Source organism: Bradyrhizobium erythrophlei (assembly GCF_900142985.1).
GTDB lineage: Bacteria > Pseudomonadota > Alphaproteobacteria > Rhizobiales > Xanthobacteraceae > Bradyrhizobium > Bradyrhizobium erythrophlei_B.
This window is the reverse complement of the sequence record NZ_LT670849.1, coordinates 5,348,491-5,373,088: the sequence shown is the minus strand read 5'-3', so window position 1 is coordinate 5,373,088 and position 24,598 is coordinate 5,348,491. Positions and strand designations below refer to the sequence as shown.

At 63.0% G+C, this 24,598-nt stretch carries 23 protein-coding genes; 7 read left to right on the top strand and 16 right to left on the bottom strand.

Annotation, left to right across the window (positions count from 1 at the left end):
* Positions 1-15 precede the first annotated feature (15 nt).
* A complete protein-coding gene (locus tag BUA38_RS25570) occupies positions 16-462 on the top strand; it encodes a DoxX family protein (protein WP_072822276.1) in 447 nt (148 codons plus the stop codon).
* Positions 463-517: 55 nt separating this feature from the next.
* Here the strand turns inward: BUA38_RS25570 and BUA38_RS25565 are convergent, their stop codons facing one another.
* The 3 genes from BUA38_RS25565 to thiD form a co-directional block, all read right to left on the bottom strand.
* Positions 518-1,210: a YoaK family protein gene (locus BUA38_RS25565; protein ID WP_072822274.1), complete on the bottom strand. Its 693-nt coding sequence runs from the start codon at positions 1,208-1,210 to the stop codon at positions 518-520.
* A 140-nt stretch (positions 1,211-1,350) separates the two neighbouring features.
* Positions 1,351-2,175 (bottom strand): alpha/beta fold hydrolase, encoded by an 825-nt coding sequence (locus tag BUA38_RS25560; RefSeq protein ID WP_072822272.1) that lies wholly within the window; start codon positions 2,173-2,175, stop codon positions 1,351-1,353.
* A gap of 118 nt (positions 2,176-2,293) precedes the next feature.
* On the bottom strand, positions 2,294-3,094 hold the full coding sequence (gene thiD, locus BUA38_RS25555; protein ID WP_072822270.1) for a bifunctional hydroxymethylpyrimidine kinase/phosphomethylpyrimidine kinase: 801 nt from the start codon (positions 3,092-3,094) through the stop codon (positions 2,294-2,296).
* 114 nt (positions 3,095-3,208) lie between these two features.
* Between thiD and BUA38_RS25550 the strand changes: the two genes are divergently transcribed.
* Positions 3,209-3,454, top strand: coding sequence for an Lrp/AsnC ligand binding domain-containing protein (locus BUA38_RS25550; RefSeq protein WP_072822268.1), 246 nt, complete (start codon positions 3,209-3,211; stop codon positions 3,452-3,454).
* Positions 3,455-3,496: 42 nt separating this feature from the next.
* Here BUA38_RS25550 and BUA38_RS25545 read toward each other — a convergent pair whose 3' ends face one another.
* Positions 3,497-3,703 (bottom strand): hypothetical protein, encoded by a 207-nt coding sequence (locus tag BUA38_RS25545; RefSeq protein WP_072822266.1) that lies wholly within the window; start codon positions 3,701-3,703, stop codon positions 3,497-3,499.
* A 63-nt stretch (positions 3,704-3,766) separates the two neighbouring features.
* Complete coding sequence (locus BUA38_RS25540) at positions 3,767-3,997, bottom strand: hypothetical protein (RefSeq protein WP_072822265.1); 231 nt, start codon at positions 3,995-3,997, stop codon at positions 3,767-3,769.
* 497 nt (positions 3,998-4,494) lie between these two features.
* Between BUA38_RS25540 and BUA38_RS25535 the strand changes: the two genes are divergently transcribed.
* A complete protein-coding gene (locus BUA38_RS25535; RefSeq protein WP_156898722.1) occupies positions 4,495-4,941 on the top strand; it encodes a hypothetical protein in 447 nt (148 codons plus the stop codon).
* Between the two features lie 43 nt (positions 4,942-4,984).
* Here the strand turns inward: BUA38_RS25535 and BUA38_RS25530 are convergent, their stop codons facing one another.
* A complete protein-coding gene (locus BUA38_RS25530; protein WP_072826430.1) occupies positions 4,985-5,917 on the bottom strand; it encodes a c-type cytochrome in 933 nt (310 codons plus the stop codon).
* Between the two features lie 172 nt (positions 5,918-6,089).
* On the opposite strand from BUA38_RS25530, the gene BUA38_RS25525 reads away from it, so the two are divergent.
* Positions 6,090-6,509, top strand: a complete 420-nt coding sequence (locus tag BUA38_RS25525; protein WP_072822261.1) for a CHRD domain-containing protein — start codon at positions 6,090-6,092, stop codon at positions 6,507-6,509.
* 188 nt (positions 6,510-6,697) lie between these two features.
* Here BUA38_RS25525 and BUA38_RS25520 read toward each other — a convergent pair whose 3' ends face one another.
* The 6 genes from BUA38_RS25520 to BUA38_RS25495 form a co-directional block, all read right to left on the bottom strand.
* Positions 6,698-7,141, bottom strand: a complete 444-nt coding sequence (locus BUA38_RS25520; RefSeq protein WP_425304986.1) for a c-type cytochrome — start codon at positions 7,139-7,141, stop codon at positions 6,698-6,700.
* Between the two features lie 295 nt (positions 7,142-7,436).
* Positions 7,437-9,743, bottom strand: coding sequence for a xanthine dehydrogenase family protein molybdopterin-binding subunit (locus tag BUA38_RS25515; protein WP_072822257.1), 2,307 nt, complete (start codon positions 9,741-9,743; stop codon positions 7,437-7,439).
* A gap of 73 nt (positions 9,744-9,816) precedes the next feature.
* Positions 9,817-11,346 (bottom strand): murein biosynthesis integral membrane protein MurJ, encoded by a 1,530-nt coding sequence (gene murJ, locus BUA38_RS25510; protein ID WP_072822255.1) that lies wholly within the window; start codon positions 11,344-11,346, stop codon positions 9,817-9,819.
* Positions 11,347-11,431: 85 nt separating this feature from the next.
* Positions 11,432-12,583, bottom strand: a complete 1,152-nt coding sequence (locus BUA38_RS25505) for a DegT/DnrJ/EryC1/StrS family aminotransferase (RefSeq protein WP_072822253.1) — start codon at positions 12,581-12,583, stop codon at positions 11,432-11,434.
* 38 nt (positions 12,584-12,621) lie between these two features.
* A complete protein-coding gene (locus BUA38_RS25500) occupies positions 12,622-13,638 on the bottom strand; it encodes a Gfo/Idh/MocA family protein (RefSeq protein ID WP_072822252.1) in 1,017 nt (338 codons plus the stop codon).
* Positions 13,639-13,927: 289 nt separating this feature from the next.
* Positions 13,928-15,340 carry a mannose-1-phosphate guanylyltransferase/mannose-6-phosphate isomerase gene (locus BUA38_RS25495; protein WP_072822250.1) on the bottom strand — a complete coding sequence of 471 codons (1,413 nt, stop codon included), beginning with the start codon at positions 15,338-15,340 and terminating at the stop codon, positions 13,928-13,930.
* A 350-nt stretch (positions 15,341-15,690) separates the two neighbouring features.
* On the opposite strand from BUA38_RS25495, the gene BUA38_RS25490 reads away from it, so the two are divergent.
* Both BUA38_RS25490 and BUA38_RS25485 read left to right on the top strand, forming a co-directional pair.
* Positions 15,691-16,650 (top strand): lysylphosphatidylglycerol synthase transmembrane domain-containing protein, encoded by a 960-nt coding sequence (locus tag BUA38_RS25490; RefSeq protein ID WP_072826429.1) that lies wholly within the window; start codon positions 15,691-15,693, stop codon positions 16,648-16,650.
* Positions 16,647-17,678, top strand: coding sequence for an MraY family glycosyltransferase (locus tag BUA38_RS25485; protein ID WP_072822248.1), 1,032 nt, complete (start codon positions 16,647-16,649; stop codon positions 17,676-17,678). The genes BUA38_RS25490 and BUA38_RS25485 overlap by 4 nt, the downstream gene beginning before the upstream one ends.
* Positions 17,679-17,687: 9 nt before the next feature.
* On the opposite strand, the gene BUA38_RS25480 is transcribed toward BUA38_RS25485, so the two are convergent.
* Genes BUA38_RS25480 through rfaD form a run of 4 tightly spaced genes read right to left on the bottom strand, consistent with a single transcriptional unit; the run spans position 17,688 to position 23,387 of the window.
* Positions 17,688-19,592, bottom strand: a complete 1,905-nt coding sequence (locus BUA38_RS25480; RefSeq protein WP_072822246.1) for a nucleoside-diphosphate sugar epimerase/dehydratase — start codon at positions 19,590-19,592, stop codon at positions 17,688-17,690.
* Between the two features lie 53 nt (positions 19,593-19,645).
* Complete coding sequence (locus BUA38_RS25475; protein WP_072822244.1) at positions 19,646-20,923, bottom strand: O-antigen ligase family protein; 1,278 nt, start codon at positions 20,921-20,923, stop codon at positions 19,646-19,648.
* On the bottom strand, positions 20,920-22,392 hold the full coding sequence (rfaE1, locus tag BUA38_RS25470; RefSeq protein ID WP_072822242.1) for a D-glycero-beta-D-manno-heptose-7-phosphate kinase: 1,473 nt from the start codon (positions 22,390-22,392) through the stop codon (positions 20,920-20,922). The genes BUA38_RS25475 and rfaE1 overlap by 4 nt, the downstream gene beginning before the upstream one ends.
* 14 nt (positions 22,393-22,406) lie before the next feature.
* Positions 22,407-23,387, bottom strand: a complete 981-nt coding sequence (gene rfaD / locus BUA38_RS25465; protein WP_072822240.1) for an ADP-glyceromanno-heptose 6-epimerase — start codon at positions 23,385-23,387, stop codon at positions 22,407-22,409.
* A gap of 150 nt (positions 23,388-23,537) precedes the next feature.
* On the opposite strand from rfaD, the gene waaF reads away from it, so the two are divergent.
* Positions 23,538-24,596 carry a lipopolysaccharide heptosyltransferase II gene (gene waaF / locus BUA38_RS25460; protein ID WP_072826428.1) on the top strand — a complete coding sequence of 353 codons (1,059 nt, stop codon included), beginning with the start codon at positions 23,538-23,540 and terminating at the stop codon, positions 24,594-24,596.
* The last annotated feature ends 2 nt before the right edge of the window (positions 24,597-24,598 follow it).

Here is a 24,598-nt window from a genome sequence, read left to right as displayed (position 1 = left end):
TTTGGGGTGGGCATAATGACGTCGCGGGTTATCGATTCATGGGTTCTGCGCAGCGAGCCGATGATCCAGTTGCTTGGTCGGCTCTGCATGGGATCGCTGTTCCTGATGTCGGGGACCAATCATTGGCTGGACCTGAAGCTGCTCACGCACTTCATGGGTAGCCTGCCCGGTTCGGCGGATGTTTGGGCGATGCTGGCGGCGACCATCGAGGTCGTCAGCGGAGCCGCGCTGGTGCTCGGCTTCCGCACCCGTGAGTTTGCCCTGCTCCTGGTGTTCTTCAATCTCTTTGCCGCGGCGATCGGCCATCCCTACTGGTCGATCACCGGCGACGCCACCGCGCGCTGGGGCCAGTTCATCCATTTCTGGAAGGATATCGGGCTCGCCGGCGGCGCCCTGTTCGTCCTCGCGGGAGGCGCGGGCCCCCTCAGCGTCGACGGGGTTACGGAAACGAGAACGTCGTAGCGCCCGCAGCTCGCCGTTTACGGCGCCGGCGAACGTGTCGGCAAAAGCCGCCACCTCAGGAAGCGGGCTTCGGTTCGGTCAGCCGAATGATCAGCGACAAGGCACCGACCAGCGGCGGCACCACGAAGCACCAGACACTGAATCGCGCGTAAAGCAGCGCGGCGGCTCCGCAACCGATCGCGAACACGACGACGTTGGTCGCCATCTGCGCCAGCCGCGCGGTCTGAACTTGCGCGCCTTCGCGCGGGTAGATGACGTCGGCGATATCGAGCATCACCTGCGTCGTCGTCCCCGTCATCAGCGTCGAGGGCGGCGCGCTTGAAAGATGCACGCGATGCACCGCGTTCTGGATCGCCATCGCGGCCACCAGCACTATGCCGGTTGCGATCGCCTGCCAGCTATCGCCGTCGTGGAACGGTCCGAAGTGGATGGCCATCGCCGATCCCGCGATCAGCAGCAGCACTTTCAGCACCAAGAGCGGCACGAACGGATGCGTCGAATGATGCGACAACAGCGTCCCGAGCCACCGCGCGCCGATCACCATCACGCAGAACACCGGCAACGCGAGCAGCTTGGCGATCGCGCCTGACGTGCCGAGCACGAGCGAGGCGCCGAGGGTGACGAAGTTGCCGGTGACGTGGGCGGTGAACAGGCCCTGAAGTGCGAGAAAGCCGGCCGTATCGACAAAGCCCGCATTGAAGCTGAGAACCAGAGGCAAGGCGGGGCGAGACGAGATTGAAGCGGCCATAAGCAAATGTCCGGCGGGCCTGATCATTCAGGCCCGTTATCATCTATCCGCGAAGTTTATCGGTCCGCGACGCTGATGGCTATACTGCGTCTCGTTGCACCGGCGAAATCGGGTTAGTGGTCCGATTCTAACTCCACTAGCTATCCCCTGATGAAGGCGAGGAGATCGGCGTTGATGGTTTCCGCTTCCGTGGTCGGCATGCCGTGCGGAAAACCCTTATAGGTCTTCAAGGTGCCGTTCTGGAGAAGCTTTGCCGACAGCGGCCCCGATGCGACATAGGGAACGATCTGATCGTCGTCGCCATGCATCACCAGCACCGGAATCTTGATCTTCTTCAGGTCTTCGGTGAAGTCGGTTTGCGAGAAAGCGACAATGCCGTCGTAATGCGCTTTCGCTCCGCCCATCATGCCCTGACGCCACCAGTTCTCGATCACGGCTTCAGATGGTTTCGCGCCGGGCCGATTGTAGCCATAGAACGGACCCGCGGCGACGTCGCGGTAGAATTGCGAGCGGCCGGCCGCGAGCGCGGCCTGAAATCCGTCAAAGACCTCCTTGGGCAAACCATTCGGATTGGCCGCTGTCTTCACCATCAGCGGCGGCACGGCCGAAATTATCGCAGCCTTGGTCGCCCGGCCCGCGCCGTGACGCGCCAGATAATGCACGACTTCGCCGCCGCCGGTGGAATGGCCGACGTGAATGGCTTCCTCGAGATCAAGGTGCGTGACGACGGCGGCGAGATCGTCCGCATAATGATCCATGTCGTGGCCGTCGGCGGTCTGGCTGGAGCGGCCATGGCCGCGCCGGTCGTGCGCGATGACGCGGAAACCGTGGTTGAGGAAAAACATCATCTGAGTGTCCCAGTCATCGGCCGACAGCGGCCAGCCATGGCTGAAGACGATCGGTTGCCCCTTGCCCCAATCCTTGTAGAAAATCTCGACGCCGTCTTTGGTCGTGATTGTAGGCATGGGTCGCTCCGTTGGCTGGTATCGGCACGTGCTTCGTTGCACGCTGGTAGTGTTGCTACATCTGCTATGTGTCGCCTATACGTCTTTTTGACGATGTGTCTTTTTGACGAACCGCCGCTCAATCAAATCGATGGAAATGATGGATCGGGCCGTGGCCCTTGCCAACGCTGATGCGATCGGCGGCCGCGATCGCCGCTGATATCCACGTCTTGGCGTGGCGCACGGCCTGCTCCAGCGTTTCGCCTTTGGCGAGGCCGGCTGCAATCGCCGACGACAGCGAGCATCCGGTGCCGTGGGTATTTTTGGTCGCGATGCGCGGCGCCGGCAACGCCGTCACACCGTCCTGCGTGAAAAGATAATCGATGCTCTCGGCGCCTTTCCCGTGGCCGCCCTTGATCAGCACGGCGCGCGCGCCAAGTGCGAGCAGCCGCCGGCCCTGATCGGCAATCGCCGCCTCGCTGGCAGCGACGTCCTCCTCGAGAAGTGCGGCGGCCTCCGGCAGATTCGGCGTGATCAGCGTGGCGCGCGGCATCAGATCGTCGCGCAAGCACTTGACCGCGTCAGGCGACAGCAGCCGGTCGTCGGACGTCGCGACCATCACTGGATCGAGCACCACGTGATCAGGTGCCCGGCGCGAGAGGTTTGAGGCGATCGCCTTGACGATATCGAGTTCGGCGACCATGCCGATTTTGACGGCTGAAACATCGAGATCGTCGAACACCGCCTCCAACTGCGCGGTCACGAAATCGGCCGGCACCGGATGAACACCGCGGACGCCTTGCGTGTTCTGCGCGGTCAGCGCCGTGATGACCGAGGCCCCATAGACCCCGAAAGCGGCAAAAGTCTTCAGGTCGGCCTGAATGCCGGCGCCGCCGCTCGAATCCGAGCCTGCAATGGTGAGCGCTACGGGTGTGGTCATCGCCTCTTTCGCCGCCAGATGGAGGCTATCACGCTAGCGCGGCGTGGTGTTGCCAGCAAGTTTGCCGCGCTATATTGGGATTGGGGTGGTAGATACCCCTCGGAGACGACAGCGATGGTCCCTTTTTTCATCCAGATCAAATGCAAGCTCGGCCAGTCCTACACGGTCGCCAACGCGCTGGCCGAGGCCGAAATCGCGTCCGAGATCTATTCGACCGCGGGCCACTACGATCTGCTCGTCAAATTCTATGTCGATGAGAAAACCGATATCGGCCACTTCGTGAATGAAAAGGTGCAGGTCATTCCCGGTATCCAGGACACCCACACCATCATCACCTTCAAGGCGTTCGGCGGCGCCTGACGAAAGACAAGCTCCGCGCGCGTCTCGCTATGAAGCGAAAATTCAGTTCTTCGCGGTCGCCACCGGCGGATCGAGCGCGTAGTTGATGCCGATCTGGCCGCCATAGGTGGTGACGTTGTTCTGGCCGAGTGCGGCGATCACCGCCGCATAGCCGCTCAGGCGTTCGCCCAGCCTGACCCGGGTCCCGACGGTTGCCGTCGCCCAGTCGCGGCCGAGCACGACCGCCGGAATCGTAAAGCTCGGCGCCACGATCCGAGTGAGGTGGCAGCGGTTCAGCGAACGCGCAATGCCGCTTCACGTCCTATGGGATGCTTAGGCCCTCAGCGGCGCACTCAACTCGGCAACGATACGATTGACCACCAGTCTCAGGAACTGATCGCGTGGGAGACCGACATCGGTCTCCGAGACAAAGGCAACAAGCGATTCGGCTAAGCGAAACTTTGGTTGTGAGCGGAGCCAGTTCTTTGCAGCGTCGGAGAGATCATCCGCGACCTGAACCTCGAAGCTCGCGGCCGGCGCCGCGGTTTCGGCTTGATAGCTCATCTAATGATTCCCTCAGCCCGGGAGCATCCAAACGCAACCGAAGGAAGAGAACAAGTCGTGGCGCACGGAAGTCCCAGAAAAAATGGCAGCGTGACATTGATGTCATCATCTGACCGCCGCCGATTGCGTCTTCAGCCATTCATTTCCGTTGAGTAAGAACGCTTAAGGAGAAGATTTTCAGAAGCTGGACGACGACCATTGAAGCAGGGCAATTCCCGCGCCTTGAAGCAGGCCGTGCCGCTCGACCGCCTAGCCCTCTTTCTTCGGCTTCGGCGGCCCTTCGACCGGCGGCAGCGACTTCACGTCATCCGCCCGGCCTTCGCATGGGTCAGGATAACTTCCCCATGTTTTGCTGCCGCGAAAGTCGTCCCGCAGCGCACAGCGACGGCGCGAGCAGCCAGCGATGCTGATGGTGTCCATGGCAGGCCGTTGGTAGGATAGCGTCGAGTTCGCCCCCGCGCGTGCTCGTGACCAGGTAGTCAAAGCGGGAGGAAACGATGCTTCTTTTTGGACAAAGCCGTTCGAGACGAGGCCTAGCGTCAGCCCTCATCGGAGAGATCACGGCTATCATCGAGGATATGGAGGGATTTGAAGAAGTCCGCAGGCTCGAGGAGATGGACATCGGAGCCGATGAACATCTTGGTGAACTCGGCGCTTTTACGTTGCCGAAGTTCTCGGTGTTCGAATCAAATGTGGATCGTTTGAATTTGTTCGACGCCGCGACCCAGCGGCAGATTGCATATTTTTTTACGCGCGCGGGAGGCCTTGCCGGACACTTGCATGCGCTGGCGTCGGCGAGAGACGAATCGAAAGACTTGTGCAGGCAGCACGCGGTCGACGCACAACGGGAAATCAACTGCCTTTCGGAACTGGGGGACGATCTCTTGCGTGATCTGCGCAAGTTCGTGTCCAGAAGACAGCCCGGCACAATATCCAGAGCGTGACAGCACGCGGCTGACGCTGGCGGCGTACCGATCGCTCAACCGCCTAGCCGTCTTCCTTCTTGTCCGCCTTCTTCGGCTTCGGCGGTCCTTCGACCGGGGCTAACGATTTCAGATACTCTGATATCGCGGCGCGATCGCCAGCCGAAAGCTGCGAAGTATTCTTGATCACGCGCACCATCGATCCGCCGGCGGAATCGCCGTCCGGCATCTGCCCGGTCTCCAGAAAATAATCGATGTCCTTGACGCTCCAGTCCCCAATACCCTTCTGGGTGATGTTGGGCACCCACCCCTCGCCTTCGGGATTGGGTCCGCCGGCAAAGCGCTGCGCGGCAATGATGCCGCCGAGAAAATTGCGATGGGAATGACATTCGGCGCAATGGCCGAGACCATTAACGAGATAGGCGCCGCGATTCCATGGCGGCGAACGGCTCGTATCCGGAGCGAACGGCCGCTCGTCGAAGAACATCAGCTTCCAGATGCCGACGTTGCGGCGGATGTTGAACGGAAACGGCAGGTCGTGATCGCGCGCATGGCCGGACACCGGCGCAAGCGTCTTCAGATAAGCGAAAAGGTCGCGGATATCGACGATCCGCGCATGCGCGTAGGACGTATAGGGAAACGCCGGGAAGTAGTGCTCGCCGCTCGGCGAGACGCCCCTTGTCACGGCGGTGACAAACTGAGCCTCGCTCCAGCGTCCGATCCCGTACGTTTCATCTGGCGAAATGTTCGGCGCGTAGAACGTTCCGAACGGCGAAGGGATCGCAAGCCCGCCGCCAAGCCTCAGGCGATCCGGCTGGTTCGGCACCGCGTGGCACGACGCGCAGCCGCCGGCATTGAACGCGACGAGGCCATTGGCGAGGTCCGGCGTATAGGCCGGCAGCGGCGCCAGCGCCGCGGGAGCGGCCGTCAGCCATCCGAAAATCGCAACACCGATGATCGCGGCAATTCCCGCCACAAGAATAATTCGTCGCCGCATCATCGATCCGTCATTTGAGGATTTGTATCAATATAGCGATCAGGCCGGCTCAACGAGACCGAAAATTCTTGCAGCGCAAGGTGCCGTTCCGGGAATAAAATTGGAACCTAACTGTTGTCAGTTTCGTACAATGATGTGTGACTATTCAGACCAGCGCTACAGGGAGAGAACCATGAACAAGACCGCTTTAGTAACACTGGCGTTCGCCGCGGCAGCCATCGTCGCCGGGCCCGCCTTTGCCGAGAAATTCAAGGCCGCGCTCGACGGCAAATCCGAAGTGCCGCCCACGACTTCAACGGGCACCGGCAGCGCCGATATCGACTATGACCCGGCGACCAAGAAGCTCTCCTGGAAACTGACCTATACCGGCCTCTCCGGCGCGGCGAAGGCGGCCCATTTCCATGGCCCCGCCGAGGCCGGCAAGAACGCCGGCGTTGCGGTCGCCATTCCCGGCGCCACCTCGAGCCCGGCCGAGGGCTCAGCCACGCTGACCGACGCGCAGGCCGCCGACCTCGTAGCCGGCAAGTACTATATCAACGTCCACACCGAGGCGAACCCGGGCGGCGAAATCCGCGGCCAGGTCACCAAATAGGTCACGACTAGATAAGTCACGAAGTAAGCAGGCGCGGTCATCGCGTCCGCGAACTTTTTCGCCTCACGAAGTTTTTCACTTCATTGCATTTCGAACGATGAAGGGGTGAAAGCCGTCCGGCTTTTCACCCCTTTTCTTTTTCAGGTCTTTCTCACGCCGCAAAGAGCCAAGCCTCGCAATCCGAGACGTCAGCCCTTCTTGATGCGAAAGGTCTCGTGGCAGCCGCCACATTCCTTGCCGATGGCGGGCGCGTTGACTTTGAGCGTGTCGAGGTCCGTGATCTTGGACTTGGCCTCGGTGACAATCTTGGCGAAGCTTTCGATCTTGGCCTGGAAGCCGGCCTTGTCGTCCCAGATCTTGGGCGAGACTTCGTAGTCACCGCCCGGATTCATTCCCTTGATGCTGTCCGGAAACATCGTCGGCAGCTTCTTGGCCGTCTCGTCGAGCTGCGCAAGCCCGGCCGTCACGGTTGCCTGATCATAGGGCTTCTCGCCCTTGACCATCGCGACCATGGCGCCAAGATTTTTCGCATTGGCTTTCATGGTGTCCTGGTTCTGCTTGACCAGATCCTGCTGTGCCATCACCGCGCCGGCGCCCAGCAACAAAGCTCCAACTACCAAGGCAGTCCGCATCATCCGTTGTGTCCCTTATGTTTTTCCAATTGACGTCAGTATGCTCAAGCTCTCAGTACCTTCCCCAACCCCGCAATGATGACAACATTCCCCTGAATACAGCATTCCTCCGCCTCGGCTAGTGTCCCGATTCCGAAGTTCGTATCTTTTTGCGGCCCCTCGTTTACGAACTTCGGAATCGAAGGGACACTAGCAAACTATTGATCTAGTGTGGCTTTGGTTCAGAAATTCGCATGACGAACGGCGCGGCAGAAATGATGCGAATTTCTGAACCTCCGCTACACTGGTAAAACCGTCACAGGCTGTGGCGGCGGTGATGCTCCTGGATCGCGGTCCAGACCCGCTCAGGCGTTGCCGGCATGTCGATATGGTCGATCCGGTATTCGCGCCAGAGACCCTCGATGATCGCGTTGACGACCGCAGGGCACGAGCCGATCGCGCCGGCCTCGCCTGCGCCCTTCACGCCGAGCGGATTGGTGGTGCACGGCACGTTATGGGTCTCGAACACGAATGACGGGCCATCGGCCGCGCGCGGCAGCGCGTAATCCATGAACGTTCCGGTCTGGAGCTGGCCGTCCTTGTCGCTATAGACCGCCTGCTCCATCAAGGCCTGGCCGATGCCCTGCATCGCGCCGCCATGCACCTGACCGGCAAGCAATAGCGGGTTCAACGTCACGCCGAAGTCGTCGACGATGACGTAGTTGATGATCCGGATGAAACCCGTCGCCGGATCGATCTCGACCTCGGCGAGATGCGTGCCGTTCGGGAACGTGCCGTCGGCCTGCGTAAAGGTCGCGCTCGCATTGAGCTTCGACGGATCGACGCCCGGCCGCTTCGCCAGATCGCCAAAGCTGATCGAGCGGTCGGTGCCGGCAACGCGAATGGTGCCGTCGTTGATTTCGAGGTCGCCGCTGCTTGCTTCCAGCGCCTCTGCCGCCAACTCGCGCAAGTTCTTGCCGAGATCGCGCGTGGCGCGCTCGACGCTGACGCCACCGGTCGGGATCGAAGCCGAGCCGCCGGTGCCAAGCCCGGTCGCGATCATGTCGGTATCGCCCTGGAAAACGTGGACCCGCTCCGGCGACAATCCGAACTGTTCGGCGACGAGCTGCGCGTAGGCCGTCTGATGGCCCTGCCCGCTCGACTGCGTGCCGATCAGGACCGACACGTCGCCGTTCGGATCGAGTTGCACCTTGGCGGTCTCCTCGCCCATGGTGCCGCAAACCTCGACATAGCAAGCCAGGCCGATGCCGCGCACGAGGCCTTGTTTTTTCGCCGCCTTGGCGCGCTTGCCAAAATCCTTCCACTCCGCAACTTCCATCGCCCGCTTTAAGTGCGCGGCGAAGTCGCCGGAGTCATAGACCTTGCCGGTTGCGGTCTTGTACGGCATCGCGCGCGGCGGGATGAAGTTCTTGCGGCGGATCGCATCGACCGTCATGTCGAGTTTTCGCGCGGCTGCATCGACGAGGCGCTCCAGCACATAGGCCGCCTCGGGCCGGCCGGCGCCGCGATAGGCATCGACCGGCACGGTGTTGGTGAAGACCGTACGCACGCGGCAATGGAAAGCCTGGATGTCGTAGAGGCCGGGCAGCATGCCGGCGCCGCCATGCGGAATGTAGGGACCGAAGGTCGAGAGATACGCGCCCATGTCGCCGATCAGGTCGACGTCCATGGCGAGGAATTTGCCGTCTTCCGCCAACGCCATCCGCGCGATGGTGGCGTTATCGCGCCCCTGCGCATCGCCGACGAAATGATCGGCGCGGTCGGCGGCCCATTTCACGGTCTTGCGCAATTTGCGCGCGGCCACCGCTACAAGCGCATATTCGCGGTAGGGAAATAGCTTAGTGCCGAACCCGCCGCCGACATCGGGGCAGATCACGCGCATCTTTTCCGGCGGAATCTTCAGCACCATGCCGCCGATGATTTCCCGGATGCGATGGCTGCCCTGGCTGCCGACGGTCAATGTCAGGTGATCGCGCCGCGCGTCGTATTCGCACACGGCCGCGCGCGTCTCCATGAAATTGGTGACGATGCGCGGATTGACGATCGAAATCTCGACGACCGCATGCGCCCTGGCGAACGCGGCCTCGGTCGCCTGTCTGTCGCCGATCGAGACATCGAACAGCACGTTGCCGGCATGTTTCGCCCAGACCTGCGGCGCATCTTTCTTGACCGCGTTGCGCACGCCGACGACCGAGGCAAGCGGCGTCCACTTGACCTCGATTGCTTCGATCGCATCGCGCGCCGCATCGATCGTTTCCGCCACGACAAAAGCGATGGCGTCGCCGACGTGACGCACCTCGTCTTTCGCCAATATCGGATAAGGCGGCCCGGTGAAGGGATTGTCCTCGAGATTGAACAGGCAGGGCAGATCGCCGAGATCGCCGACGTCTTCGGCCGTGAGGATCAGCGCCACGCCTGCTACGTTGCGCGCACGGCCCGCATCGATCGTGAATTTCGCATGCGCATGCGGCGAGCGCAGCACCAGCGCGTGCAAGGCCTGTGAGGGCGCGACATCGTCGGTATAGCGGCCCTTGCCGCGAATGAGCGCGTCGTCTTCCTTGCGAAGTACGCTTTGACCGACACCGAATTTGACGGGAGCCATTTTGTATCCGACCTTGCAGTTCGTCCGGCACACATATTGGCGCGGATCGGGGAACCACGCAAACGGCCTATACCTAGCCTTTTACCAGCGACAGCACCCACCGCCTGCCGAACAGGAGCAGGATCGCCGCAGCGTAAACCACGCTGCCGACCACGATCAGCAGCAAAAACGCAGCTTCGTCATGCAGCGTGGTCACGCCCGACAGATAGGAAGCCGAGAAGCGCATCGCCAGCCATAATGCCGCCCCCGTCACGACACCGGCCGCGACAAATTTCGCCATTGACCGCATCAGGACCGCATCGAGTTGCAGATAGCCGGCGCGTACCGCAAAGGCGATCACCAACGATAAATTGATCCAGGCGCCGACCGCGGTCGCAAAGGCAAGGCCGACCTGGGCAAGCGGTCCGACCAATGCAATTTTCAGCGCGACGTTGGCGGCAACGCCGATCAACGCCGCCTTGACTGGCGTTGCCGTATCGCGCCGCGCATAGAACGTCGCAACCGCGCTTCGGATCAGCACGAAGGGAATGAGCCCGACCGCGTAGGCGGCGAGCGTGGCGCCGGCGGCTGCCGCATCGCCTTTGGTGAAGGCGCCGCGGGCAAACATTGCCCGCATGATCGGGTCCGGCACCACCAGAAACGCGGTCACGAAGGGCACCGACAATAGCAGCGTGAAATCGAAGGCGCGCCGCTGAGCGATCGAGGCGCCCTCGTGATCCTCCGACGTCAGCCGCCGCGACATTTCCGGTAATAACACCGTGCCGATGGCAATGCCGATCACGCCGATCGGAAGCTGGTTGAGCCGGTCGGCATAATAGAGCGCCGAGAGCGCGCCGGCGGGAAGAAAGGTCGCGATGATGGTGTCGGCGAACAGCGCCACCTGCGTGCCCATCGACCCGATCGTCGCTGGTCCCAGCGCGCGGAAAAACGCGCGGACATTTTCGTCCCACTTGATCGGCGCAAAGCGCGGCAAGCCGCCATGCGTGCCGAGGTCGCCGGCCAGCAGGAAATATTGCAGGAAGCCCGAGATCAGGACGCCCCACGCCGCCGCGTGGCCGGGCGTCGGAAACCACACCGCGACCGTCAGCGTCGCCATCATCGAGACATTCAGCAGAATGGACGCCGCCGCCGCGCTCGCAAAGCGATGCATCACATTGAGGATGCCGCCATAGAGCGTCACCAGCGTGATCAGCAAGAGATAGGGAAAGGTGATGCGCGTCAGTTCGATCGCCAGATTTCGCTGCGCGGTGTCCTCGGTAAATCCGGGCGCCAGCAAGCTCATCGCCTGCGGCATGCACAGCCACGCGACAACCAGCAGAACGAGTTGCGACACGAACAGCAGCGTAAAGATGCGGTTGGCAAACAGACTGGCCGCCTTCTCGCCGCCCTCGCCGCTGACATGCGCATAGGCCGGCACGAAGGCGGCGTTGAACGCTCCTTCGGCAAAGATCGCGCGGAAATGATTGGGCAGCCGCAGCGCCACGAAAAAGGCGTCGGCCGCGGGGCCGGCGCCGAGTATGGCCGCCAGCATGATGTCGCGCGCGAATCCGGTCAGCCGCGAAAGAAGCGTGTAGCCGCCGACGGTGAAGATACGACCGAGCATGCGGAGCTTCTACAGCATGCGCGCCGCGCTTCAAAATGGCCGAATGATGCCATGGCCGGGCTTGTCCCGGCCATCCACGTCTTTCTCAGGCGCCGAAAAAGCCCCGCACCGCCTGGATGACCCGGTCCTGGCTCGCTTCGTCGAGATAGGCATGCATCGGCAGGCTGATCACGTCCGATGACAGGCGCTCGCTGACCGCCAGGCCGCCGTCGGCGACGGGATAATTCTTGTAGGCCGTCTGCTGATGCATCGACTTCGGATAGTAGATCGCGGTCGGAACGCCCTGCGCCTTCAGCGCCGCCGCAAACGCGTCGCGATCGGTGCCTTGCGGCAGGCGGATCGTGTACTGCGCCCAGACCGAGCTGTGCCTCTCGGCGAGCCGCGGCACGGTGACGACGTTGCCGAGGCCTTGCGCGTAGCGCTCCGCAACCTTGTTGCGCGCGGCGATTTCGTCGTCGAAGATTTTCAGTTTCTCGATCAGCACCGCCGCCTGGATCGTATCGAGCCGGCCGGTGAGACCGAGGCGCACGTTGTCGTATTTGTCGCTGCCCTGCCCGTGCACGCGGATGCTGCGCAGCACCTCGGCAAAGGCCGCATCGTCGGTGAAGATCGCGCCGCCGTCGCCGTAACAGCCCAGCGGCTTGGCCGGAAAAAAGCTGGTCGCGGTGATGATGCCCATGCCGCCGAGCCGACGGCCTTTGTAGCTTGCGCCGAATCCCTGTGCCGCGTCGTCCAGCACGAACATTCCTTCGGCGGCGGCGATGGCAAAGACTTCGTCATGGTCGGCGCTCTGGCCGAACAGGTCGACCGGAATGACGCCGCGCGGCTTCAGCCCCAGGCGCTTGGCGGTTGCGATGCCGCGCTTGAACGAGGCCGCATCGATGTTGAACGTCGCTTCATCGACATCGCAAAACACCGGCGTCCCGCCCGTGATCGCGACCGCTTCGCCGGTCGCGCAGAACGTAAACGACGGACACAGCACCGCATCGCCGGGGCCGACGCCCTTGGCCATCAGCACCATGACCAGTGCGTCGGTGCCGCTTGCGCAGGTCACGACATGCTTGGCGCCGCAGAAGGCTGCGAGCGCGGATTCGAGCGCGGTCACTTCCGGACCGTTGATGAACTGGCAATGCGCGAGCACGCGCGCCACCGCCTCGTCCACCGCGGGGCCAATCCGGCGGCGCTGGGCGGCAATGTCGATGAACGGAATGTTTTCAGGGCGCAGGTGCTGGTTCATGGAGCCTTGCAAGGATTGGGCGGAAGACATGGGAAGCTTTAGCCGACGACGCGGCGCGGTCCCTTGCGGGGCGGCGAACTCGCCGCCGGCCGCGGCGGATTTTCCAGACACCGGATCGCGATCTCGAGACTGGCGACGCCCTCGTCGCCGGTCACGGCCGGCACTTCGCCACGCACGGCGCGCAGGAACGCGATCAACTCGGCACGCAGCGGCTCGTCATGACCGACCGGCAGATGACGCATCGAATAGCTGCCATCGGGCTTGAAACCGAAGCATTCGGTAACCTGACGGGTCAACAGGTCGCCCATCACATACTTGCCGCGCGTCGCCACCGTGACGTTGCGCGCCTTGAACGGCGTCAGCCAGTTGGTGTTGATGTGGGCGAGCACGCCGGACGCAGTCCGGAACTGCAACAGCGCGATGTCTTCGCGCTCGGCGACCGCGCTCGAGAGCTGCGGCTGCACCTCGACAATATCGGACTCGGTGAACCAGCGGATCAGGTCGATGTCGTGAACGGCAAGATCGATCACCACGCCGACATTCGACATGCGTGGCGGGAACGGCCCGACGCGCGTAATGCCGATCGACAGAATGTCTTCGCCCGAGATCGCCTGTTTGATGGCGGCGACGGCCGGGTTGAACCGCTCGACATGCCCGACCATCAAGGTGACGCCGGCGCGGCTGGCGGCGGCCACGATCTCGTGCCCCTCTTCCACCGTTGACGCGATCGGCTTCTCGACCAGGACATGGATGTTGCGCGCGATGCAGGCGAGCGCGATCTCGTGATGCAGATGCGTGGGGGCTGCGATCGTCACCGCATCGACGCCCTCGCCGAGTAGTTCGTCGACGCTGGCAAAGGCGCGGCAGCCGACGAGCTGGGTGGCGCGGGCGCGATGTTCCGGCAGCGGATCGACAATGCCGACAAGCTCGGCTCCCGGCAGACCGGCCAGCACGCGGGCATGGTTGGAGCCCATGATGCCGGCGCCGATCACGCCGATACGAAGCGCTGCTTGCGCATCAGCCTTGTGGTGAGACGCGACCGCCTTTGTAACCATGCAAACTGACCCCTGATAACCCGAACCCCACCAAGCCCCGAAGGGCCGTTAGTGCAAGCGCGCCAGCGACATAACAAAAAAATAGCGGCGCAAATCACCTCTAACGGGTGGTTTCCTAGCACGTCACCACAGATGTGGCGAATGCCTGCCAAGGATGCCCAAACACGTTTTGATTCAAAGAATTACACGCCCGGAAGCTGACGCCGTGGACTCCCGGACTGGACGTCGGGCGTCTCCGGCGATAACGCCGATCCGGCGTCGCTGATTCGCTGACAAGCGACGTCCAATTTCACGAGCGGCGATAGTCGTCCTCGAGCCGGATGATATCGTCTTCGCCGAGATAGCTCCCGGTCTGAACCTCGATCAGTTCAAGCAAGATCTTGCCGGGATTCTCCAGCCGATGCACCGCGCCGATCGGAATGTAGATCGATTCATTCTCGTGCACGATCTTGATATCTTCGTTCACCGTCACGCGCGCGGCGCCCCGCACCACGATCCAGTGTTCGGAGCGGTGGTGATGCTTTTGCAATGAGAGCCGTTCGCCCGGTTTGACGATGATGCGCTTGACCTGGTGCCGCTCGCCCATATCGACGGACTGGTAGGAACCCCAGGGGCGATGCACCTTCAGATGATCTTCCGTCACCTGCGGGGCGACGGTCTTCAGTTTCGTGACCAGCCGTTTCAGCCCGTTGGCGTCCTTCTGGCGCGACACCAACACGGCATCCTGCGTGGCGACCACGACGAGGTCGTCGACGCCCTCGAGCGCCACCAGCGCCTTGTCGGTCGAAACGTTGCAGTTGCGGGAATCCTCGAACACGGCTGCGCCCTGCATGGCATTGCCGTGTCCGTCCTTCTCCGACAACTCCCAGACCGCATGCCACGATCCGACATCGGACCAGCCGCAGGCCACCGGAATGACCGCGGCGCGCTTGGTCTTTTCCATCACCGCATAGTCGATCGAGATGGCGTTCGCCGATGCAAAGGCTGCTTCATCCAGCGTGACGAAGCCGAGGTCGCGGCCGGCTTTCGTCACCGCGTCGGAAACCGACTGCACGCTTTCCGCATCGACATTGCGGTACTCGTCGAGCAGCACATTGGCGCGGAACATGAAGTTGCCGCTGTTCCAGAAATAGCCGGCCTTGACGTATTCGGCGGCCTTGGCCGCATCGGGCTTCTCGACGAATTGCTTGACGGCGCGAACCTGACCCGAGACCGCCTCGCCCGGATTGATATAGCCGTATTCGGTGGCGGCGCGCTCCGGCTTCACGCCGAAGGTGACGATGCGCCCCTGATCAGCGGCGACCAGTCCCTCGCGGCAGGCCGCGACAAAGGCCGCGTTGTCGGCAACGACATGATCGGCGGCGAGCGCCAGCACCACGGCGTCGGTCGCGCGGGTTTCGGCAAAGGCGCTGCCTGCCGCAATCGCAGGTCCGGAATCCCGACGCATCGGCTCCAGCAGAATATCGGCAGCAAGGCCGATCTCGGCCAGTTGCTCCGCGACCATGAAACGGTAGGCCTTGTTCGTGATGACGATCGGACGATCGAACAGCTGATGATCCGAGACCCGCAGGATCGTTTCCTGAAATGTCGAACGTGGCCCGAACAGAGGCAGGAATTGTTTCGGACGAACCTCGCGGGAAGCCGGCCATAGCCGCGTGCCGGCGCCGCCGCACATGATCAGTGGAACAATCTTTTTGTCCATCGGTGTCTCATCGCTGCCACCGGCCGGAATATCAGGCCGTTAGCTTCCGTCGTTAACGATTGCCATCATCGGCGATGGCCCGCTTTTTTAGGACCTGCCCGATGGGCCTCTTTAGCCGTCCCCTTGCCGGTGCCGCAACTGATTTGAGATTTACTAGTCTGGTAACCCTAAACACACAGGCAAAAGCCAGCCGAAATCGCCCTCCGGTGCCAAAATCGCGCCACCCGCCGCTATTGCCAGATCGGCCCTAAAACCATACCAAGGCGCGGAAGTTTGGTGCGCGACGTTGAATCGGACCACTGGCGGCCGCGGCCTTCGAATATCCCAAAACCTTGGCCAATGCGGGCGAAATGCGCCGAATCCTGCTTTCTGCGATCAAGATCCTGGTCTCGGGCGCGTTACTTTATCTCGCGCTCCGCAAGGCCAGCTTCGCCGACCTGGCCTCGCGCCTCGATCTGACAAGCGCCGCCTGGCTGTTCGTTGCCGTTGCCGTGGTCTTCCTCCAGATTTTCGTCGGCGTGTTGCGATGGCGCATCGTCAGCGTCGAAGCCGGTGCGCCGCTGCCGCTCCGCCAGGCGATGCGCTACAACGTGATCGGAACCTTCTTCAACCAGACGCTGCCCTCCTCGATCGGCGGGGATGCCGTGCGGCTGTGGCTGGTGGCGCGATCCGGCGCCGGCTGGCGCGCCGCGACCTACTCCATTTTCGTCGACCGCGCCGTCGGGCTGATTGCGCTCGCGATCATGATCGTCGCTAGCCTCCCCTGGAGCTCCCACCTGATTGCGGATGCCTACGGCCGCTCCGCGCTCACGCTGCTCGACTTCGCCGCACTTGCGGGCGGCGCTGGCTTTCTCGTGATTGGCGTCCTGCCGTGGCCGTGGCTGAAGAAGTGGTGGGCAACCCATCACATCCATGCCTGTTCGGTGATCGCAAACCGGGTGATTTTCAGCGCCCGCAACGAGCCGGCGATCGTGATCCTTTCGTTTCTGATTCATATTCTCGCCGTGGTGATCGCCTGGTGCGTCGTGCAGTCGATCTCAGCCCCCGTAGCATTTGAGCAGACGTTCCTTCTGATCCCACCGGTGATGCTGATCACGATGCTGCCGATTTCGATTGCTGGCTGGGGCGTGCGCGAAGCCACGATGGGGCTTGCCTTCGGCTATGCCGGGCTTGTCACCAACGAAGGCGTCAACATCTCGCTGCTGTTCGGCGCGGTCTACTTCGTCGCCGGCGCCATCGGCGGGCTGGTGTGGATCTTCTCCGCCGAGAAAGCGGCCAAGGACACGGAGCAGATCGAGGCGCCGGAATGAACGCCTGTTCGGAGTCGATGACCGCTCCGGAATTGTGGCTGGTACTGGCTGTGACAGTGGCCGCCGCCATCGTCTCGGCGGTCGCGATCCTGATCATCCGGCCGCTCCTGCTCAGGCACGCGCTGGCCAAGCCGAACGACCGATCGTCCCATCGTGTTCCGACACCGCAAGGCGCCGGCATTGCGGTGATCGGGGCAACGCTGGTCGCCGCAGCTCTCGCGCTCGCTTACTTTGCCGGAGCCGGCTCGAGTTTTCCGGTCGTCCTGTTTGGCGCCACGCTCTTTATCGCAGCGCTCGGCTTCGCCGACGATATCAGGCCGGTCCCGGTGCTGCCGCGGCTTTTGCTGCAAGCGATCGCGGTTGGCGCGGTGGTGCTGGCCGGCTCCTGTGACATTCGCATCGCGCCGATGCTTCCGGCCTGGATCGAGCGCGGCCTCCTCGTGCTCGCAGGCCTCTGGTTCGTCAATCTCGTCAACTTCATGGACGGGCTCGACTGGATGACGGCGGCGGAAGTCGTTCCGGTGACGGCCGCACTGGCGCTGCTCGGCCTCGCCGGCGAACTCCCACTTACGGCGGTCATCATTGCGACCGCTCTCTGCGGCGCGATGATCGGCTTTGCGCCGTTCAACCGCCCCGTTGCGACGATCTTTCTCGGCGACGTCGGCAGTCTGCCGATCGGCCTGTTGCTCGGCTGGTGCCTGCTGCAACTCGCCGGGCAGCAGCATCCGGCGGCCGCGCTGCTGTTGCCGCTTTATTATCTCACTGATGCCACGGTGACGCTGTTGCGGCGATTGATGCGCCGCGAACCGTTCTGGGTCGCGCACCGCTCGCATTTCTATCAACGCGCCACCGACAACGGCTTTACGGTGACGCAGGTGGTGAGCGAGGTATTCACGCTCAACCTCGTGCTGGCGGCGCTTGCCGCGTTTTCGATCAAGGCTGCTTCGCCGACCGCCGAATTTGCGCTGTTCGCGGTCGGCGCCGCGGCTGTCGCAGCAACGATGCTTCGCTTTTCAAGGCCGCGCTAAAAACGGGCGCTACGCCGCGTTCGAGCCGAATTCCGGCACGGCGTCCTTCAGGATCGTCTTGATCGTGGCGGGATCGTCGTTTTCGATCGCCTGCCGCAGCGCCGTCATCCAGTTCTTCAATGCCTGCATCGGCGGCTCGTTGGGCTTGGCCGCCATGATGCCGGCCACCCCGATCTCGACCGCAGGCTCTTCGCTGGCGAACAGGATTTCGTTGAGCCGTTCGCCCGGCCGCATCCCGGTGAAGACGACTTCGATATCGATGCCGGGCTGCAAGCCCGACAGGCGGATCATCCGCTCGGCGAGGTCGACGATCTTCACGGGTTGCCCCATGTTGAGCACATAGACCGACACCGAGCGCTGCGCGCCAAGCGCGTGCGTCGCCGCCGTGATCACGAGATCGCAGGCTTCGCGGATGGTCATGAAGTAGCGCACCATCTCGGGATGGGTCACGGTCACCGGCCCGCCCGCCTCGATCTGCGCCTTGAATTTCGGCACCACCGAGCCGTTGGACGCCAGCACATTGCCGAACCGCACCGAGATCAGCCGCATGCGCTTGCGCCCGACTTGCACGGCGGGATCATGGTCGAGCGCCTGGCAGTACATCTCCGCGAAACGCTTGGTCAGGCCGAGCATCGAGACCGGCTCGATCGCCTTGTCGGTCGAGATCATCACCATCGCCTCGGCGCCGGCGGCAAGCGCCGCATCGGCAACGTTGACCGAGCCGAAGATGTTGGTCTTGACCCCTTCGCTCCAGTCGCGCTCGAGGATCGGCACGTGCTTGAGCGCCGCGGCGTGGAACACAAGGTCGGGCTTGAACTCGCTCATCAGCCGCAGAATGCGTTCGCGATCGCGGATGTCGGCGATGCGCCCGTCGACCTCGGCTTCGACCCCAAGGGCCGCGAGCGCCTCGGTCACCGCGTAAAGCGCCGGCTCGGAATTCTCGATGATCAAAAGCCGCGCCGCGCCAAAGGCCACGACGCGGTGGCAGACCTCCGCGCCGATCGAACCGCCACCGCCGGTCACGATCACCGACTTGCCCTTCACGAGCGCTTCCAGCCGCGCATAGTCGATCGTGGTACTCTGGCGGAGCAACAGGTCCTCGACCGCAACCGGCGCAAGCCGTGGCACGTCGCCGCTTTCGAGCGACGGCAGACGGCTCACGATCAGCCGCAGGCGCTTGGCGCGCATCAGGAAGGTTTCGGGATGGGCTTCGGCTTCAAAGGCGGAAGGCAGCATCACGGTGCGCGCGATCGGTTTGTTGCGCCGTGCGAAATCGGCCGCGACATCCTCGACGTCATCGATATTGCCGAGCACGGGGACGTTGCGGATCAACTGGCCGCGATCGGAAACCGAGGGCGAGAGGATGCCGACCGGCCAGATCCGTTTCACGGCTCCGCTTTCGATGCCGCGCAGGAGAATCTCGGCGTCGGCGGTGCGGCCAACCAGAAGCGTCGGGGACGCCTCCTCGGATTTCGCGTGATGGCGGACCCGCGTGTAGCGGAAATAGCGGTAGGCAAAACGCAACGCGCTGAGGAAGGAGACCTCGAGGAACCAGAACAGGATGATGGTCACCTTGCCGAAGAAGAAGGTGCCGTGCACGTTGGGCGCCACCAGAATGTAGTCGAGCACCAAAAGCGCGATGGCGAGCACGGACGCGGCGCGCAGGATGTTGAGCGCATCCGGCAGCGAGATGAAGCGCCATTTGGTGGTGGTGAGATTAAAGAGATAGCAAACGACGACGCTGAGCACCAGGAAGTACGGCAGGATGCGCAGCAACAGCGGCATCCGTTCCCAGAACTGTTCCGCCCCCTCGAAGCGCAAATAGAAAGCGGCAAAAAACGCCGCCGCCGATGCGCCCGCGTCATGCAGGGCGATCAGATAATTGCGCAACGTCAGATGCGTCAAACGCGTCATTCGAAGACCGATAGCCCATCAGGAGCGCGCTGCAAAGCGCAGGGAAAACACATTCAGGAGTTGACCATAGGCGCCTGGGCCGGCCCGCGCGCTTTAGCAACTAGCCCGCCGGCGACGCCGACGCCGATCACATACATCCAGCCTTCGTGAAAATCGAAAATGTGGGAGTTGAACAGCGAGGTGAAGATGTTCTGCACCACGACCAACAGTCCGATCCAGTTTGCAAGCCCCTCGCCGCGGAACAGCATCAGATGGGCGATCCACATCGCATAGAGGACAATGACGCCGAGCACGCCCCACTGCACCGCGACGTTCAGGGTCTGGTTGTGGGGGTTTCTGACGACGTCGGCGGCAGCGCCGGTTTGCCCGACCGCCGCCTGAACGAACAGCCCCTCGATCGATCCGGTGCCGTGGCCGATCACCGGCGCCTCGCCGAAGAAATGCAGCGACTTGCGATAGTATTCCAGCCGCTGGCCAATCGAGGTCGTCGATCCCGTTGCCATATAATCCTGGTACTGCTGCCGGAACGTCGCGACGGTCGTCTCCAGTTGCGGCGAGGCGAACCAGACGACGGCGCCTGCCACGACGCAGGCGCACAGGATCATGAGCGTGGTCTTCAGCCGCAGATGCAACACGGCAAAGGCCGCGAGCATGATTGGGATCGTGACGAGCGCGGTGCGCGAGACGATGACAAAAGCCATGTTGGCGAGAAAGCTGAGCGAGAGCGCGCCAAGCAGAAGTGCCAGCCCCAGCTTCTTCTCGCGCAGCATCGTCGCAATCGGAAAAGCGAGCGCCACCGCGCACAGCGCGAATTCCTGGCTCTGGTCGATATAGTTTTTGACGAAAACGCCGCGCGAGTCATAGCCCGGGGCCTTGAGCGTCAATCCGGGAAAATAGGCGACGATCCAGGACGCCACGACCATCACGGCGCATGAAGCGAGAAACGCCGTGAACACCCACAGGCCCCGGCGCGAACGCTCGAAGTGATCAAACAACAGCGGCAACAGCAGGAGCTTGGCGGTTGGCGCGACCGAATGGAAGCGCAGCCCCCAGTTCGCATCCGACCAAAGCGTACCGGCGAGAGCGAGCACAAACAGCGCGATCGGCGCCACGCAAGCCGGGCGTTTCAGCGAGGCGATGAACGCGGCTGCGTCAATTGTCGGCAGCATCACCAGCACCAGCACGACGCCGAAGATTCCGACCAGCGACGTCGACCATGGCAACGACAGAGCCAGCAGCACGGTTACGATGTCGGCCGTGGTCATCCAGGCCGCCGGATCCCGCCAACGTTTCCACAACAGCGTGCCGATCGGCTCTGCGGCGGCAGTCACGCCTTGCCTCCGCGTGCGCGGTCCACCAGCGAGGTCGTGGAAAATCCCGCCAGCACCTCGACCAGGATCACCTGCCCGCCATGCGCCTCGACGATCTCGTGGCCGACCACCTGCTCGCGGGTATAATCGCCACCCTTCACCAGCGCGCTCGGCTTGATCTCTTCGATCAGCTTCAGCGGCGTATCTTCCTCGAAGATGACAACAAGATCCACCGCCTCCAGCGCCGCCAGCACCTCGGCGCGCGCGCGCTCGGTCTGCACCGGCCGTCCCTCGCCCTTCAGCCGCTTGACGGAAGCATCGCTGTTGAGGCCGACGATCAGGCGGTCGCAGGCGCCGCGCGCGGCCGTCAGCACCTTGACGTGGCCGGGATGCAGGATGTCGAAACAACCATTGGTGAAACCGATCCGCAAATCCTGTTTGCGCCAATCGGAAAGACGCGCTTCAAGTTCGCCGCCCGAGGCGACGATCTTTTCTTCAGCCGCGAGCGAGGCATGCGGCAGGATCTGGCGGCGCAATTCGGCCGGCGTCACGATCGCGGTGCCCTTCTTGGCTACGGCAACGGCCGCCGCCGCATTGGCCAATCGCAATGCGTCTTCCCAATCGGCTCCTGCGGCGCGCGCCACCGACAACACCGCCACCACCGTGTCGCCGGCGCCGGAGACGTCGCGCACCTTGACCGGGAAAGCCGGAACATGGACGGCCTCGCCCTTGCGCGGAACCAGCGTCATGCCGCGTTCGCTTTGCGTCACCAGGATGGCCTCGCAATCGGCTGATAGCATCGCGTCCTGCGCGGCCATCGCGATGCTCTCGCTTGAATCGGCGCGGCTTCGGGTCGCCTCCGAAAACTCTTTCCGGTTTGGCGTCAGCAAGGTCGCGCCGCGATAGATCGCGAAGTTGGCGCTTTTGGGATCGACGATCACGGCCTTGGAAGCTTTGCGCGCGGCGTCGATGACATTGCGGATCACGCGCGCGGTGAGCACACCCTTGGCATAATCCGACAACAGCACGATATCGGCGCGCGGGATCAGCGGCAGAATCGTATCGATCAGCTTCTGCTCGGTCGCGCCGGATGCAGGATGGGTGATTTCCCAATCCGCCCGCAGCATGTGGGTGAGGAAATGCTCGGAAACAAACCGCACCTTGCGCGTGGTCGGACGCGAGCCGTCCGCAACCAGAACGCTCTCGATCCGAGGTTCCTTCGCCAGCGCCGCCTTGAGTTCCGCGGCTGCGGCGTCCTCGCCGATCAGACCGACGAAGATGCATTTGGCGCCCAGCGCGGCGATGTTGCGCGCCACGTTGCCTGCGCCGCCGATATTGGTCTCGCTGCGCTTGGCTGCGATGACGGGCGCCGGCGCTTCCGGCGAAATCCGCGACACTTCGCCGTAGACGAATTCGTCGAGCATGAGATCGCCGATGCAAAGCACGGTCTGGCCAGCCATCGCGCGGTGAAAGGAGTCGAAATCGAACATCGGTTAGCCGTTACCTAGCGATAGCGATCGGGCGAATCGAGATAACCCTTGACGTAAAGGCCGACCGCTTCTTCGAGCGCGGTGAAGCCGCCGTTATAGCCGGCACGCTGCATCCGATCGACCTTGCTCTCGGTGAAATACTGATAGCTGTCGCGGATCGACGCGGGCATGTCGATATAGCGGATATCCGGCTTCCGTCCCAGCGCCGCGTAGGCCGAGAGCATGAGATCCTTGAAGCTGCGCGCTTTGCCGGTGCCGACGTTGAACAGGCCGGAAACCGAGGGCGCAGCCTGCAGCCACATCACCACCCGCACCACGTCGTCGACATAGATGAAATCGCGCCGCTGATCGCCGTCGGCGATGCCGTCGCGGTGCGACTTGAAGAGTTCGATGGTGCGTCCAGCCTTGATATCGTCGAAACGCTTCGCCAGCACGCTCATCATCGTGCCCTTGTGATACTCGTTGGGCCCGAACACGTTGAAGAACTTGAGGCCGGCCCATTGCGGCGGCAGCTTGTCGCCGCGCGCGACGCGTTCGATCAAGGCCATGTCGAACAGGTGCTTGCTCCAGCCGTAGAGGTTCATCGGCCGCAAGGTCTTCAGCGCGGCGAGCGACGGATCGTCGGCGAAACCCTGCGCGCCATCGCCATAGGTCGCCGCCGACGACGCATAGATGAAGGGCACCGCATGCGCGGTGCACCAGTCGAGCAGCCTGACGGAGAGGCGGAAGTTGGTCTCGATCACGAGGTCGCCGTCGGTTGCGGTCGTCTCCGAAATCGCGCCCATGTGAATGACCGCCTCGAGGCGCCGGCCGTCGAGCCAGGCCGCAAGCTCGCCCGGCGGGACGATGTCGGCGAGCTGCCGCTTGGCAAGATTGCGCCATTTGCCGTCATGGCCGAGCACGTCGCAGACGGCGACATCCGTGCGGCCGGCGTCGTTGAGCGCGGCCACGATATTCGACCCGATAAAACCGGCCCCCCCGGTCACCAGCAGCATTCGATGCACCCTGTTCTTGATGCCCCAGCATTGCCTTAACCGGGTCGGTCAAGCAACTTGGGGAAGGCGATATAGTGAAGGTTAAAGCGAGGCTTTACCTACCCGAACAGAGCCGTTACCGAAACGGACATGGGCGATACCCATCAAATTATGAACAATGATTCAGACCATTCCGTGGCCGTAGAGGATGCCGAGGACGTCAGGCCGATCCTGATCGTCCCCTATATGTGGATCGGCGATTTCGTCCGTGGCCACAGCGTGGTTCGGGTGCTGAACCAGCGCTTTCCGAACCGGCCGGTCGATCTCCTGACCACCAGCCTGTGCGCGCCGCTGGTCGATTACATGCCGGGTGTCCGTGCCGGCATCGTCTTTGACCTGCCGCGCGGGCGGTTGGCCCTGGCCAAGCAGCGGGCCCTCGCCGCGGAACTGAAGGCGCGCAATTACGCAACAGTGCTGGTGCTGCCCCGGACCTGGAAGTCGGCGATTGCGCCGGCCCTTGCCGGAATCCCCGAGCGAATAGGTTTTGTCGGCGAGGCAAGATTTGGCCTCCTCAATCGATGGCGCTGGGGCGAGAAACGCCTGCCCAGATTTCTGGACAAGAACGCCGCGTTGGCCCTGCCCGACGGGGCCGCGTTGCCGGCGGAATGGCCGGTTCCGCAATTGCGGGTGCCGCGCGAGGAAGCGATGCGCTTCCGGCAAGCAGATCAGCTCGGCCAGGGCGGCGCGGTCGCGCTGGCGCCGGGCTCGGTCGGCTCGTCGAAGCGCTGGACCTATTACCCGGAAGCCGCCCGGCATCTGGCCAGGCACGGGCTGGACGTCTGGGTCGTCGGGGGCCCCGGCGAAAAGGCCATCGCAGCCGAGATCGTCGCGGCCGGCGGATCGCGCGTGCGCGACCTCACGGGAACGGACCTGCGCAACGGCATTCTGGCGATGGCCGCCGCGAACATCGCCGTCAGTAACGATTCCGGCCTGATGCACATCGCGGCCGCGCTGGGCACGCCGACCATGGGCATTTTCGGCCCGACCAGCCCCTATCACTGGGCGCCGATCAACGGCCTTGCGGCCACCATTCGAACCAGGACCACGGTGCCCTGCCAACCCTGTCACCGCCCGGTCTGCACCATGAACGATCATGCTTGCATGCGGGACATTCCGGCGTCCGACGTGGCCGATGAGGTGATGAGGCTTGTGGCTCAGGCTGCGGATTAAGC